The sequence below is a fragment of the Anaerobiospirillum succiniciproducens DSM 6400 genome, assembly GCF_000482845.1.
GTDB lineage: Bacteria > Pseudomonadota > Gammaproteobacteria > Enterobacterales > Succinivibrionaceae > Anaerobiospirillum > Anaerobiospirillum succiniciproducens.
In genome coordinates, this window is record NZ_KI519513.1 from 14,538 (window position 1) to 29,173 (window position 14,636).

Here is a 14,636-nt window from a genome sequence, read left to right on the forward strand (position 1 = left end):
ATCTTTGACAGCTTTGTGCCTCATATTTCCATTGTGCAGCTGTTAATTGCTCTAGCGGCGCTTGCTTTTGCTTTTGCTTTTGTAGCTTGCTGTTGTATATGCTGCAGATAACTAGATAGAATGCGCCTGGAGAAGGCACTGCGGATGGGGTTGTCCTTTTTTTGGAAAACGAAAAGCTCCATGACCTTGGGATGGGACTGGAGCTTTTGTTTGGTGTAGCGCTAGGCTGCGCTGTGAGCTTTTTTGAAGCTTTTTTAGGCTGTTTATATTTATACAGTACCTGGTGGCAGGCTATTGGCTTTGCCGTACTGTGGAGGTACAAAGCGCTCAGCGGCATCCTTGAAGATGTCATCAAAGATCTTGCTTACCCACTGACAGCCATCTGGAGTCTCCTCAATATCGACGATACGAGGACGATCAGCTAAGCTGACGCGGTGATAGCACTCACGGATATTGAGGTAAGCGTGCTTGAGCTTTTCGGTATCGTCCTCAGAGAGAATGCCTAAACGAGCACACTCATCAAAGATACGGACGTTATCCGACCATAAGACCATGTCAGGATGCTTTGGAGCCTCACGTAAGGTTAAGTACTGAGCGATGAACTCAATATCTACCATACCGCCCTTACCTTGCTTAAGATCAAAGAGCTTATCGGAGCTACGATCTAAGTAGTTACGCATCTTCATACGCATAGCGTATACGTCATCGGAGAGCTTCACCTCATCACGTGGAGTTCTTAAGACCTCATCACGGACACGGTTAAAGTCCTCAATAACGCGTGGAGAGCCTGCAACCGCACGGGCACGCACTAAGGCCTGATGCTCCCAAGTCCAGGCACGATTCTTTTGATATAAATCGTAAGACTCAAGATCACTAATGAGCACGCCTGAATCACCATCAGGACGTAAACGCATATCAAGCTCGTAAATAGTGCCACCGTTCATACGGGTAGTGCACAGATGCATAAAGCGTTGTACAAAGCGCTGATAGAACATCACAGCAGGAATGGAGTTGCTACCAGTGGTGCTCTTATCGGTCACCTCACGAATGAAGACCATATCTAAGTCAGACTTGTAGCCAAGCTCAATACCGCCTAACTTACCGTAGGCAATGATGGCATAACCTGGATCTTGCTCATCGCGGTTTTCTAAAGTGCCGTACTTTTCAACAGTTTGACGCCAAGCAAGCACACTGATCTCACGAATAATGGCCTCAGCCAGCCAAGTTAGTGAGTCAGAGATCTTCATGAGTGGTAGAGACTGCGATTGATCAGACATAGCAATACGCAGCACCATGACCTTCTTAAACAGACGGAGTTCTTCCATCTGCTCTTCAAGATCATCAGGCTCGATTCTCATTAAGCGCTCATTGAGCCAAGCCATGTACTCCTCAGTATGAGGCGGTTCTTTGAAATAGCGTGGAGCAATCAGCTCATCAAGTAAGATTGGGTACTCAGAGATAAGCGAGCCAGCAAAGTTATTTCCATCTAGCAGTGCTAAGAGCTTTTGACGAGTGCCATCGTTCTCTGCAAGTAACTGCAGATATGTAGTACGCAGTGATACCTTCTCAATTAAGAGGGCAACCTTCTTAAATAAGCCAGCAGCATCTTTGTACTTAACTACGGCACGTATGATCTTCGGCATGAGACGCAGCAGAGTGTCTCGACCAATTGGGCCTACTGGCATGCGGTCAAGAGCACTGTGCAGCTTAATAATGGCTTGAGCTAAAGCATAAGCTTCAGACTCATTGCTCTTAGAGCTGCTTGAAGAGCTACCGCCTGCACGATATGGAGTTGAAGTGGCTGACTTAACAGGAGCATTTGGCTCAACACCATGGTAACCATGCGATGTGTGTGAGCTACCACTGTTCGATGTATTGCAGTTGCCACTGTTCGATGTATTGCTGTTGCCCTGCTCTGCGCTTGAGGCACTTTCTTGAGCGTGAGGATTGTTGTTCTTTAAGAGCTGCTCTAAGACAGGCTCAAGCTCTTCAGCGGTGAGTACGGTTTCCCATAACTCTACATCTGCAGCGTCATTTTCCTCTTGCTCATCATCTGAATCACGCATTACAGACACGAATTGCTTATGTACACATGCACGTACTTTATCTAACTCATCAAGGAGCTCTTGATATGAGCCCTTGTTAAGACCAATAGCTAGTCGCTTTTGATCCTTTTCATTTTCAGGCAGAGTCTGAGTTTGTTTGTCAGCTAACATCTGCAAGGTGTTTTCAACACGGCGCAGATAGATATAGCAATCATCAAGATCCTGGCAGACAGACTCTGGCAGTAACTGCAGCTTAGCAATATTACGTAAGGTCTTACGCAAACTTCTCTCAGCTAGCTCAGGGATACGACCACCGCGCATTAACTCAAATACCTGAGCAATGAACTCGACTTCGCGAATGCCACCTGAGCCGAGCTTAAAGTTATCGCCTAAATTACGACGACGTACTTCAGACTCGATCATGTGCTTGAGCTTACGTAAAGACTCAATTGCACCGTAATCAAGGTAGCGACGATAAACAAATGGGCGCAAGAGCTCAATGAGTTCGTCACCATAAGTACCCCACTTGTGGTAGTCGCCAATGATCTTGGCCTTAACTAAGGCATAACGTTCCCAAGTACGACCCTGAGTTTCATAGTAAACAGTTAAAGCATCAAAGGATGAAACTAATGGGCCGGCATCACCAAATGGTCTTAAGCGCAAGTCAATACGATAGCAGAAGGAGTCAGCAGTCACCTCGCTTAAGAGATTAGATAAACGCTGCATGACCTTGGTGAAGTACTCTTGGTGAGAAATAGAGCGAGAGCCACCTTGAGTATCGTCATCGTATGGATAGCAAGCGATTAAATCGATATCAGAAGAGAAGTTAAGCTCACCACCACCAAGCTTACCCATGCCAAGAATAAGCAGCGGCATTTGCTTGCCTTCTTTATCGAAAGCATCACCAAAGACCGGCTTTAAGCTCTCTCTAACCACATGCACGGTACGATCAACAATGCACTCAGCTAAATTAGATAAAGAGACAAAAACCTCTTCAATATCCGCCTGACCGGTAAGATCACGCCAAGCAATCACTACCATACGGGTGCGGCGTAATACACGTAAACGTTTTTTCAGCTCAGGATCTTGAAGGCCTGTAACAATGGTCTCGTTAACAACGTCAGTTGGATCTAAAGAGAAGAATGGATCATCTAACGCGCCTTGAGAGATGAGTGCAGCACACTCTTTTGGATATTGAGTCAAAGTCCTGGAGATAAACTCAGACATGGACATGACATAGAGCAGTTCACGGCGTGAGTCAAATACAGCCATATCCTCTGGAGTTGCACGCTGCTTTAAGCGCTCATAAAAGTTACGTCCATCAGCTAACAACTCTTCAGGAAGCTCTGGTAAGTTATTAAAATCAGGAAAGATGTCGTAAGGATAGTCAGAGTTTAGTGCCATAGCAACTCCTAAGGATCTCATCTAGCGCCTTGCTAGACCTCAAGTACGCAACAGATCGTGTCTATTACTTTTAGCTGTATAAAGCTACTTACTAAAAGTAGCTGCAATAGCGCGACAAATCAAGCACACTGTACACACTATTCACATTTCGTTGCCAATAGAGCCCGTTTTCATTGCTCAAAAGCCTTATTTCTCATGTGCCCCACGGTCAACAGGCATTATGGCTAGCATTATGGCTAGCTGTACCCTACCCTCAACAGCTTTATTTGAAATCATACATCCTAACTCAACAGCTTTGTTAGATATTCGGCATCTAAGAAGCAACTGCGATACACGATAGCGCTAGCAAGGTTTTAACTGCGTTTTGTATAGAGGCGATCTCCTCTAATGCCTGAATTGACAGATGCAAGCCATATCACTACTTAAAGTGGTGCTAACGCTTTTGCCTAGGACTTTGAGCTCGACTTAACTTTGAGGGACCTTTTTGTATGCTTGATGATGATGGTCTTTAGTTTGCCAAAAATGCCCATGATTGGGCTTTAGCAACACAAATGGCAATGGTGTGATAATATTACTGCCTATCTTTGCGAATCTCTTGAAGGATACGAACGTGCATATCAATAAACTTTTAAGTGTATCTCTTGCTTGCAGCCTTTGTTTTGCTCTTGGTAGCCTGCAAGCTCATGCCGAAGAAGAAGCACAGGCAGCACAGGCTGTTGAAACTGCTGCAGCAACTGCTAGTGCTGAGGCTCCTGCAGCTGTTAGCGCCACTGCAAATGAAACTGCTTCTGAGGCAGCTACTAATGACAATGCAGCTACTCCAACTGAGGAAGCAGCAGCCCAAGATACTGCTAAAGCCGAAGAAGAAGCAAAGAAAGAACCTGTACGTGATGACAATGGCTTCTATGTAGGCGGCCCTGTCTATATTTCTGATAACAACAAGGTATGGACTCGCTCAGGTCCAGGTGAGGGTTACCGTGTAACAGGTGCTCGCTCAGTTGGTGATGAGCTTAAGTTCTTACGCTACTCCGATAACCGTCGTTGGGCTCAGGTTCAGTACGAAAGTGACAACTACTGGATCTTAGTTGAGTCTTTAACTCCTAATATGTGCGGCCGTCCTCTTGCAGACAAGCTCCAAGCCAAGATCGATGAACTGCAAAGTCGCTTAGATAATTACGACAACGAGCTCATGCAGCGTACTAAGAAGGCTGAGGCTGAAGTTGCACGTTTAACCAAGCTCAATCATGAGATGCAGGCAACTATTGTTAACAAAGATGCCACCATCAACGAACTTGATGAGCTCTATCGTGACTATGCAGATCGTCTTGAGACCAAAGACTTAGATATGCAAATGCGCTGGTGGATGCAAGGTGCCATCATTGCACTGTGCGGTGCCATTGCAGGTGTTGTGTTCGTATTCATCCCACGCCCATCTCGCAAGCAAAAGCGTGACCGCTACTAAAAGTTAGCCTCAAACGCATCTTAAAAAGGCCGAGCTTTTACAAGTTCGGCCTTTTTACTTATGAGGCAAGCTAAAAACGCCACCCTATGCATTAAAAAAGCTTACAGCTCCCACAGCTTTTGCTTTTGCCATTAAGTCCCCTTTCATTTTTTAACTCATTGCCCTGTTGTTTTACTCGCATTGCCCATTCTTATTCTGGCTAATGAGCCTTTTGTTTTAGGTCTTATGGGACATTCTTATTCGGGACAATGGGTCTTTTGTTGCGGTGTTTTTGACTTGAGCCGTGGCTGAGACTGCAAGCAGCTGAGGTTGTTTGCTAGCAGCTGTTAGGTTGAAGCTTGGGATCTTGGCTGTGCTGTGGCGGTGGATTTGTCGAGGATGTTATTTACCGTCTGATGCGTCGGTTACTTTGGTAAAGCGGATTTCATAGATGCCTTCGGCAACGGCACGACGCTCACCATGCACACGTGAGATGGAATGGTCTTTGATGTATTTGGCTGTCAGCGGATTGATGATAGTAACATTATCAAAATCAGCACGGCCACGATACTCCACAACACCTTCATAAAGGCTGGAGACTGGTGGCATTTGGGCGTTATTGACCTCGTTTTCCATTTCTTGGAGAAGCTTTTGCGTTAAGGTATCAATGCGCTTTTCAAAGCTGACATCTAAGGTCCAATACAAAGCTGTAAGACCTACAATGCAACAGGCAAAGCAAAAGGAAAAGAGCTTAAGAGCCTTCCAGCGGTTAAAGGAAAGCTCATAAAAGGCCTCTTGCAGTTCTTTCTGAGTAATGGAAATACGCATTATGCCCCCTACTTATCCTTAGCAGGAGTGACGTCTTGCGCCTCAGGCACTGACTTTAATAAGCGCGGGCCATCGTAGCCAGCTAAAGTCAGTAAGGCGACCGCACGATCGTTAATCTCACTTAAGCTTTGCTCTTGTAAGAAAAGATTCATGGCACGCTCGTAGCCATCATCTAAACGCAGTGAGATAGTACGAATACGGTCAGCTCTAATCTCTTTATCAGCACTGAGCTTTTCCATAGCCTTAAGATTAGCTAAAGCCTCTTGATAAGCATCGTCTTCTAAAAGAGCATCACCAATGCGGTTTTGAAGCATCTTCTCAAGCTGATTGTCACTTAAGTTATCTGAAGCAATGGAGGATAAAAGCTGCTGACGTACGGCTTGACGCAGCTTAGCTACTTCATCCTTTTGGCGCTCGTAGTTTAATAAGGCCTTATTCGCCTCACGATTAGCGCTTTCTAAAGCTCTTTGGCGATATGCAGTTAGATATGGACGCAGTTTATTCTCCATATCCTTTCTAGTGTCAGTACGACGTGACTTTAAGTCGCTAATATCGCCCACATATGGATGAATAACAGTGTATTCACCAATATAACGCTCTTTGAGGTAATCAAGCTTAATGGCAAATAAGTAGTTGCCAATGATCATCTGAGCGACGTCATCATTAAGCTCATAGAGCACGCCATAAAATGGCGTGAGATTGTCATCAATGAGTCCAATGAGTACTGGAGCATTGTATGAAACAGCCTCACTTAATGGGCCAGTCTGAGATAAGCTTTGTAAGTTAGCTTTCTTTAAGATAGCTGAGTTAACAGTTACATCTTCATCATCAACGGTGTAGCCATGCACCTTAAATAAGGTGGCAAAAGCGCTGACCTTAAAGTAAGACTCAGAGACTGCCTGATTAAAGAAATACAGCTCACGAGATGCAGCATTGCGGCCACGGAAGAGATAGTCAGAGACAGCCTGATAACGAGCTTGCACTTGAGCATCGTTGATAAGCGCACTTTGAATGGAGCGTACTGGCATGAAGGTCTGCACTAACATCAGTGCGCCGACAAAGGTAAGACCAGCACAGACAAAGGCTGCACCAATAGTAGCGGCTTTGGCGTACAAGGAGGCGCTGAGCATATCTTTAAACAGATGCTTAAAGTAGCTGCGTAAACCATCCTCATTGTGGCTTACTAAATAGGCTGCCTTAGCGGCAATGGCACCTTTAACTTGCTCAGACTTTTTCTGATAGGCAATGTTAAGCGCCATATCGGCAATGGCATTGATAAGACGAGGCGCACCAGCACTCTTTTTAGTGATGACGTCGATAGCCTTATCGGTAAATAAAGGAGTGACTCGACCAACCTGCTGCAATCTGTAGGTTATATATGCGCCTACTTCGTTGGCAGTGAGCGGTGGCAGAGTAGCAAAGATCTTAATGCGGTTTTTGAGCATGTCGTGGATTGGCTTGTTTAAATGCTCAATCAAATCGTCACGACCAACGAGCAAGAAATTAAGCATCTTGCCAGCTTCACCTTCGATATTGGAAATAAGGCGAATTTGCTCTAAAACTTCATCACTAAGACCTTGGGCCTCATCGCAAATAACAGTGGTAATGATGCCATTGGCAATGGATGTCTCAAGCATCTTTCTGAGCTTAAAAGTCAGATCATTTAATGACTCAAATGAAGTAGCCACCACGCCAGAGGCACGTAAAATAGTTGCAATGAGGTTATGCGGATCAATACGAGGATCATCGATGGCAATAATACGCATACGATGAGGCAAGGAGCGCATTAATAAGCGCACGAGAGTGGACTTACCTGCACCAGATGGGCCAGTAAGTACGCAGATGCTGCCTGAGCGAGACAGAGTGGTATTGAGCAAGGTGATGGACTGGTGCTGGGATCCGCCGACATAGTAAAAACGCCTATCAGGCAAACCGTCAAACGGATAGTCATTTAAACCAAAATACTCCAGGTACATGAGTACAGTCCTAACTACTTACCAATAACCAATAGCAAAACGCTCAAACAAGAGCCCCTAAATTATATAGGATTTACTCCTTAGAATCATGTATCACGCGCCTTTGCGACACCGCTAAGTTCACAATTTAGGCAATCGATACATACAAAAAGCCAACCGCATTGTAAAAAGTCACTAAAAAACCGCTATCCAAGCCCAATTGGCGTACTTGAAGCCGCAGACACGAATCCGTGCATTTTGTTGATGAACCTATGCTTTTGCCACCATGAAGCATTTGCAGCACAGCCCTCAGAGCAACGCGCTATGCTCCGATTGGCATGGCATTTGGGAGAGCATGTCCCTGAGAGCATCTTGCTATGTGCTGAGTACTTACTATGCGGCGATGGATTGCAATGCTCGATGATTTGGCAGGAGCCAATTGGCTTGGTGTTATTCGTCTTATCTCTTGGATGCTTTGTGGGGTGGTATGGGATTGCTTTTTGGTGAAGATAAAATGGAACTGCCGCTAAAAAGCGGCAGTTTCAAAGAAATATGAGTTGAAGCGGTGGCTACATGACACGGCCACGAGCTGCAGCTAAACCACGCTCGCGGGCTCTAGCGATAGCACGAGCCTTAGCAGGGTTCATGTGACGCATCTTCTCAGCTAAAGCAGCATCGCGCTCGTTTTGCGGTACAAAGTACTGATTTTGTGGAGTTGCTGCTGGACCTGAGCCTGCAAAATCTGCAAGGTCATCGTCATTGAGCATACCAATACCAGGGCCACGTCTTTGCTGCTGAGCCATACGCTGCTGCATCATCTGTTGCTGCTGCATTTGCTGCATCATGCGCTGTTGCTGCTGTGGACTCATGCCAGCCATTTGCTGCTGCATCATCTGTTGCTGCTGCATCTGCTGCATCATTTGCTGCTGCTGTTGTGGACTCATACCTGCCATCTGCTGCTGCATTTGTTTCTGCTGCATCTGCTGTTGGCGAGCGGCCATTTCACGTTGCTGACGAAGCTTAGCCTGCTGAGCTGCCTGAGCTGCAACTTGCTTCTTCTTTTCCTCAATGAGGCGAGCATGCTGCTCACGCTCTGCTGCTGCACGCTCTTCTTCCTCGATACGGCGCTTGGCAAACTGCATGCCCTCTTCTAAGTCGGTAAGGCTATTGAGCACTACAGAAGGCTCTAAATCCTCAAAAACACCAGTCTTAGAACGGTTAACATAGGCGGTGAGCCAATGCATACGGCAAGCTGGAGCAATATCCTGGAAATAGTTTGAAGTTACATGGAAATGGTCAGCGCTACGGAGCTTAAACTTTTCAGCTGCTGCCTTAAAGAAACCTAAGTTTGGCTTATAGCAACGACACTCATCAGCAACTAAAACAGTCTTCTCGCTAAAATAACCGCCTAAGTTTTCAAACTGGCGTGAGATAAGCTGAATGTCGGTATTTGCCAGAATATACATCTCATAGCCAGCACGGTGCAGCTTCTCTAAAGTAGGCAGCACATCAGGATGTGGCTTGAGGTCATTATAAATAAGGTACAGCTCGGCAAAATTCTTGGTGAAGACCTTGGTATTGAATTCCATATCAAGGTACTTCATCGAAGTCTCAAGCACATCACGAATGGTCATGAAGTCAGGAGACAGACGAATGCGCTCGAGGTAAAGTTGGAAGTAACGCTCAACTAATTCTGGCTCGAATTTGTTCTCGCGACCAACTTGACCCACGAAGTGAGTAATCATTCGATAGTTAAGCAAGCAACCATACAGGTCGAAAGTAACGACGCGACGGTCATGGCCAAACTGCTTGTCCTTTGGTGGTTCTTCGCCTGTGAGATTTTGAATGCCGCTTTGTACAGCACTACTTACCTTGTCGAATACTTGAGAGATTTGCATATCGCATCCGCCTTGTTTCTTGCACAAAGGTGATCACTAATCTCAGATACCGTCACTATTCACACTTGCAGTATCTACATAGACGTAGATGCACTATCGTCATATGTATAGCATACCAATCTACTGCAGATTGAACTAAGACAGGCCTCAAATTTCAGGAACCAACTTTAACTAATTGCAGCTCTTTTGTATAAACAAGTCCATGTACCTGTATGTACCAACTAGGATTTACCTAGTTTTTAATACACATGTGCGCGTATCTGCTGTTAGTCAATAAAGTGGCTTAGGCTCCACTTTCTCAAGGCAGTTCTTTTAAGGGCATGTGGCTTAAATCCACTTAAACCTTAAGCTTGAGCTTATCCTTAACTTACTAAGGTACTAAGCTTTAAAATTCTGCCTTAGTTGCAGCTAAACGCCATAACAATGTACACATTCGCTACTTTTGGATTCAGGGGGCAGTATTTATCAGCTTTAGCTATTGCCAGCACCCCATCATCTAGTCTTATGCAGGGAATTAAATTGAGTTATCACTTTGGTACTGCAGATTGCACTATTACGGATCTACACTGCTCCATTGTGAATAAAACACAAAAGCCCTATCTATATACTTTTATCGTACATCCGCATCTAAAAGTAAAGTGCGTACCGTAACCGTGCGCAAACACTAACGAGCGTGCTGTTATAACCAGACCTCAATATATAAACCGCATAGATAAAGGTTTTTTATAAAAGTATTGTTTAACTCAACTTTCATTACGTGTACTTTTGTTGTATTAGGCTAGTATCAAAAGATTTGAGTAATGCTTAAAAAATTGATCCATATCACAATTAGATGGTGTACGCATATGGTTTTAAGCACCTATTTCGCAATCAAGCGCATGTTTATGCTCTTTATAGACTAGTTACACACCTAACTATAAAGCAATAACTACAAAGTCCCCACCTTAGATAGATAACGCAAAACGCTATATACAAGCCATTTGCTCCCAAGTTCTCTTAAAAACCGTCTGAACTTTACATGAGATGTGCTTAACACTTAGCAACAAAGTTAATGTACTAAAAACCATAGTGAGTAAAAACTTAAGTATCGTTTCACGACTCAAACCACACTCCACCTGACACCATATACGCACAAAACTACAATTATTGTCAGGCATCCACAAGAGCCACCTCGCGGTTACAGATTTCTCCATGTCTGTGCTAACAATTTCCCTTAACTAACCATTCAAACTAACCACTTCAAACTGAGTCGAAGGACAAACTCGAGAGACAGCAAAGACGTTTAGAAAAGAATTACGCTTAGATGACGATTACCCCAGCACTACCGTATACACCTGCATAAATCGGCTGATATGCTGCAGTTTTATCAGCTGATATTAAGGATAAAAAGCCTCTAAGGATTGCGCTCAATGTACCTATCTACCCGAATCTATGTACACAATGTTGTATTAAGAGTCCTGTGAATACATGCCTGATAGCAGTATTGCTGTATTGCCTAATTGCTTATGAATGTGGCTAAAACTCTCGCCTTGACTTAGCTTACCTGTAATTTATGAGCTGAGCGTTTCTTGTAGATAAGATACGCTTTGCTTTGCTTGTTTGGCTTGGCAAAGAGGTGCAAGTAGCAAAGAGCGAAGATAAGAGGAGGATAAAAAGAGGCGCTACTTGTGATTTGGGAGGGTACAGATATGCGAAAGCCCGCACAGGGCGGGCTTCCATGTAGCTATCAGACTTACTAGTAGAGGTTAACCCACTAATAGTCTGTTGCAGCTCAGTCGAGTATGCAACGCGAATTAGTATAAGCGTGTACGACGTGCATTCTCGCGTGCTAACTTCTTAGCGTGACGCTTGATAGCAGAAGCCTTTGCACGCTTACGTACAGTAGTTGGCTTCTCGTAGAACTCACGGGCTCTAACGTCAGCGAGGATACCTGCCTTTTCGCAAGAACGCTTGAAGCGTCTTAAGGCAACGTCGAATGGCTCATTTTCACGTACTCTGATGACTGGCATGCAAACCACCTTCCTTAAAAGTAAAAGTTAAAATCGATCCACCATGGATCATAAGAAAACCGGAGTCATCAAGTAGAATTACCGGAAATCGAAGTGCGCATTATTCTAATGTCATGAGAGCCAAAAGTAAAGCACTTAAGAACGACAAATCTCATCTTTTTTAAGATCACAGCACTTAAGATCACCGTTATTTTCTTGCTTAAAGGCTTATTTTACGGGCTTTGCGGCTACTAAAAGATCAGAGATCATAGACTAAAAAGATCACAAGATCAGAAGATCTAAGCATTGCAATTTAGCTTACGCCAGCTTGACTCATACCAATATACGTGGCGGATGGATCTATTCTTTCTTGCTGGCAAAAGCCTTGGTTCTTAGGACTTATGTGGCTTTTCTGGGTAGCGATCAGTGCATTGAATAGATGCAGATAGCTCCTTAGTGAAAATTAATTGGCGTATTTGCGTGCGGTGCGTAGATTTGTGTTGCACCTTTTATGTTTTTTGCCTGCATAGATGTTAAAATTTGAACCTTGCGTGCTCTTGTGATTGGAACCTTTTTCTAATCTTAACAAGTTACCAACAAATCTCTTGGTTCAGCGGGGATTTTGTTAAGCGCAAACCTTGATATTTAATGTATTGACTTGTCTATGAGCTAAGTATTCTCTGTAAGCTCAAGTCATTCAAGATCAAGGCAATGAGCTGGGCATAGTTTTAATGAACGAGGGTAAAGAATGCTGGTTCTGGGCATTGAGAGTTCCTGTGATGAAACAGGCGTTGCAGTCTATGATGATGAAAAAGGCCTCTTGGCGCACGCACTGCACACTCAAATCCCTATCCACGCCGAGTATGGCGGTGTAGTACCTGAGCTTGCTGGTCGTGACCACATCAAACGTGTGGTGCCGCTTGTACGCAAGGTAACTCAAGACGCAGGCGTTAGCCTTAAAGATCTTGATGCCATTGCCTATACTGCCGGCCCTGGTCTGATTGGTGCTCTATTAGTTGGTGCAGTTGAGGCTCGCTCCCTTGCATATGCTCTCAACATTCCAGCTGTACCCGTGCACCATATGGAAGGCCACCTGCTTGCTCCTATGCTTGAGGATAATCCTCCATCATTCCCATTTGTTGCACTCTTAGTTTCTGGCGGCCATACCATGCTGATAAAGGTTGAGAAGCCTGGTTGCTATGAGATCTTAGGCGAGTCTGTGGATGATGCTGCAGGTGAAGCTTTTGACAAGACTGCAAAGCTTTTAGGTCTCCCTTATCCAGGTGGTCCAAAGCTTGAGGCACTGGCAAAAGATGGCGACTCTAGCAAATACAAATTCCCTCGTCCAATGATCGACCGACCAAACTTTGATTTCTCTTTTGCAGGTTTAAAGACCTCAGTACTAAATGCAGTACACAAGAGCGAAAATCTCGAAGCTGAGAAGGCCGATATTGCTAAGTGTTTTGAAGATGCCGTTGCAGATACTTTAACTGCAAAGTGCAAGCGAGCTTTAGACGAGACTCACATGAACACCTTAGTAGTAGCTGGTGGTGTAAGTGCTAATAGTGCTATTCGTGAGTCTTTAACTGCACTCATGAACAAGCGTAAGGGCAAAGTATTCTTTGCTCGTCGTGAGTTCTGTACCGACAATGGAGCCATGATTGCTCTTGCAGGTATGCTGCGCTTTAAGGCTGGTGAACGCGCCGATCTTGGTGTAAATGTTTTCCCACGCTGGCATCTATCTTCACTTAAGCCTTTATAAAAAATTAAGTAACCTAGATTTCAGATAAGACTACTGCAAAAAGCACATAGTGCAGTCTTTAACACAGCAACCTAGCTTGCGTTGATCCTTGTACCTAATATTGTGCTTTTATGCTGTAGCTATGCTCAAAATATGAGCAACTAGACTCTATTTAAGCAACCGATGTCACTAATGTGGTATTCAAGTGTTGCAAAACGGAGTAGCAATGGACAAGATTTTAATCAAAGGCCTCAAAATCAACGCCATCATTGGCATTTTGCAACATGAGCGTGAGTACGAGCAGCCTCTTGAATTAGATATAACCATGCAGCACGACCTGCATGAGTGCGCACTCAGCGGCGACCTTAGCAAATCCATCAACTATGCTGAGGTATGCAAGAAAGTTACTGCCTTCGTTATCGAACGTAAGGCTGAGCTAATTGAAACTTTAGCCGAAGAGATTTGCGCTATGATTTTGAATGAGTTTAAACCTCATTCAGTACAGCTCAGAATACTCAAGACTCATGCTGTGACCAATACACAGGGAGTCGGCGTAGAAATAATGAGGACACGCGAGGACTAGGATTTATGAGTACTCAAGTTTATTTAGGTATCGGTTCCAACCTCAACCGCGACAATGCCGTATTGTTTGCGCTTGAGAAGTTACGCCCACTGTTTAAAGAATTTAAAGTATCCCCTGTTTACGAGTCAAAGGCAGTCCGTGAGGCTGAGCCTGACTACTACAACTTATGTGTTGGCGGCTCTACTGAACTTTCTATGGAAGATCTTTACAATGAGATCGTCAAGATTGAAGGTGAGGCTGGTGCTGAGCTGATGATTTACAACAGCACCAACTTTGGTCTTAAGCACCGCGTTGATATTGATATCCTCACTTACGGTAATGAAGTTCGTGATGAGCCTTGCAAGGTACCTCGCCACGACATTCAGGACTATCCTTTCGTTAACATTCCGCTTAACGACATTGCTCCAGAGCTCGTACACCCTATCTTAGGTCTGCCAGTTAGTGAGCTTAATGAGCAGATGGTTCCTCATATTCCAGAAGGCCGTCGTGTAGTTAAGGTTCCATTTGATACTAAGCGTAAGTTCACCTCTTGGGGTAACTAATCGCTCTTGCCTATAGCTATCCTTGATATAGGCTTTAGACAATCACAAGATTGCACTTTAAAGGCGGGTTAATTCCTGCCTTTAAAGTTTATAGCTAGGCACACAACCCCTGCTCTATTTATCGCTTACAAGCACTTAGAAAAAGAAAATAACCACGACCCTAGCTACTATTGCCTCTTCTCTAGCTTAGCTGCCACTTTTCTATCTTAGC

General features: G+C 44.5%; 9 protein-coding genes. 4 read left to right on the forward strand and 5 right to left on the reverse strand.

The window, feature by feature from the left end; genetic code table 11:
- Positions 1-269: 269 nt before the first annotated feature.
- Positions 270-3,449, reverse strand: a complete 3,180-nt coding sequence (gene glnE, locus H524_RS16915) for a bifunctional [glutamate--ammonia ligase]-adenylyl-L-tyrosine phosphorylase/[glutamate--ammonia-ligase] adenylyltransferase (protein ID WP_052339114.1) — start codon at positions 3,447-3,449, stop codon at positions 270-272.
- A 610-nt stretch (positions 3,450-4,059) separates the two neighbouring features.
- On the opposite strand from glnE, the gene H524_RS0112855 reads away from it, so the two are divergent.
- A complete protein-coding gene (locus tag H524_RS0112855) occupies positions 4,060-4,911 on the forward strand; it encodes a TIGR04211 family SH3 domain-containing protein (protein WP_027940466.1) in 852 nt (283 codons plus the stop codon).
- A gap of 381 nt (positions 4,912-5,292) precedes the next feature.
- Here H524_RS0112855 and H524_RS0112860 read toward each other — a convergent pair whose 3' ends face one another.
- The 4 genes from H524_RS0112860 to rpsU form a co-directional block, all read right to left on the reverse strand.
- A complete protein-coding gene (locus tag H524_RS0112860) occupies positions 5,293-5,718 on the reverse strand; it encodes a hypothetical protein (RefSeq protein WP_027940467.1) in 426 nt (141 codons plus the stop codon).
- A gap of 8 nt (positions 5,719-5,726) precedes the next feature.
- A complete protein-coding gene (locus H524_RS0112865; protein ID WP_027940468.1) occupies positions 5,727-7,694 on the reverse strand; it encodes an ExeA family protein in 1,968 nt (655 codons plus the stop codon).
- Between the two features lie 548 nt (positions 7,695-8,242).
- Entirely contained in the window at positions 8,243-9,571 is a 1,329-nt protein-coding gene (locus H524_RS16920) for an HAD family hydrolase (protein WP_052339115.1), read from the reverse strand.
- Between the two features lie 1,793 nt (positions 9,572-11,364).
- Positions 11,365-11,580: a 30S ribosomal protein S21 gene (gene rpsU / locus H524_RS0112875; protein ID WP_027940469.1), complete on the reverse strand. Its 216-nt coding sequence runs from the start codon at positions 11,578-11,580 to the stop codon at positions 11,365-11,367.
- A 727-nt stretch (positions 11,581-12,307) separates the two neighbouring features.
- On the opposite strand from rpsU, the gene tsaD reads away from it, so the two are divergent.
- From tsaD to folK, 3 genes are all read left to right on the forward strand, one after another.
- Positions 12,308-13,321 carry a tRNA (adenosine(37)-N6)-threonylcarbamoyltransferase complex transferase subunit TsaD gene (tsaD, locus tag H524_RS0112880; RefSeq protein WP_027940470.1) on the forward strand — a complete coding sequence of 338 codons (1,014 nt, stop codon included), beginning with the start codon at positions 12,308-12,310 and terminating at the stop codon, positions 13,319-13,321.
- Between the two features lie 205 nt (positions 13,322-13,526).
- The gene (gene folB, locus H524_RS0112885; RefSeq protein ID WP_027940471.1) at positions 13,527-13,883 is read left to right on the forward strand and encodes a dihydroneopterin aldolase; all 357 of its coding nucleotides are present in this window, start codon (positions 13,527-13,529) and stop codon (positions 13,881-13,883) included.
- 5 nt (positions 13,884-13,888) lie between these two features.
- Entirely contained in the window at positions 13,889-14,425 is a 537-nt protein-coding gene (folK, locus tag H524_RS0112890) for a 2-amino-4-hydroxy-6-hydroxymethyldihydropteridine diphosphokinase (RefSeq protein ID WP_027940472.1), read from the forward strand.
- The last annotated feature ends 211 nt before the right edge of the window (positions 14,426-14,636 follow it).

Excerpts from the sequence above, each read along its gene's own strand:
- glnE (WP_052339114.1), bottom strand. The coding sequence starts at position 3,449 with ATGGCACTAAACTCTGACTATCCTTACGACATCTTTCCTGATTTTAAT.
- H524_RS0112860 (WP_027940467.1), bottom strand. The coding sequence starts at position 5,718 with ATGCGTATTTCCATTACTCAGAAAGAACTGCAAGAGGCCTTTTATGAG.
- H524_RS0112865 (WP_027940468.1), bottom strand. The coding sequence starts at position 7,694 with ATGTACCTGGAGTATTTTGGTTTAAATGACTATCCGTTTGACGGTTTG.
- H524_RS16920 (WP_052339115.1), bottom strand. The coding sequence starts at position 9,571 with ATGCAAATCTCTCAAGTATTCGACAAGGTAAGTAGTGCTGTACAAAGC.
- rpsU (WP_027940469.1), bottom strand. The coding sequence starts at position 11,580 with ATGCCAGTCATCAGAGTACGTGAAAATGAGCCATTCGACGTTGCCTTA.
- tsaD (WP_027940470.1), top strand. The coding sequence starts at position 12,308 with ATGCTGGTTCTGGGCATTGAGAGTTCCTGTGATGAAACAGGCGTTGCA.
- folB (WP_027940471.1), top strand. The coding sequence starts at position 13,527 with ATGGACAAGATTTTAATCAAAGGCCTCAAAATCAACGCCATCATTGGC.
- folK (WP_027940472.1), top strand. The coding sequence starts at position 13,889 with ATGAGTACTCAAGTTTATTTAGGTATCGGTTCCAACCTCAACCGCGAC.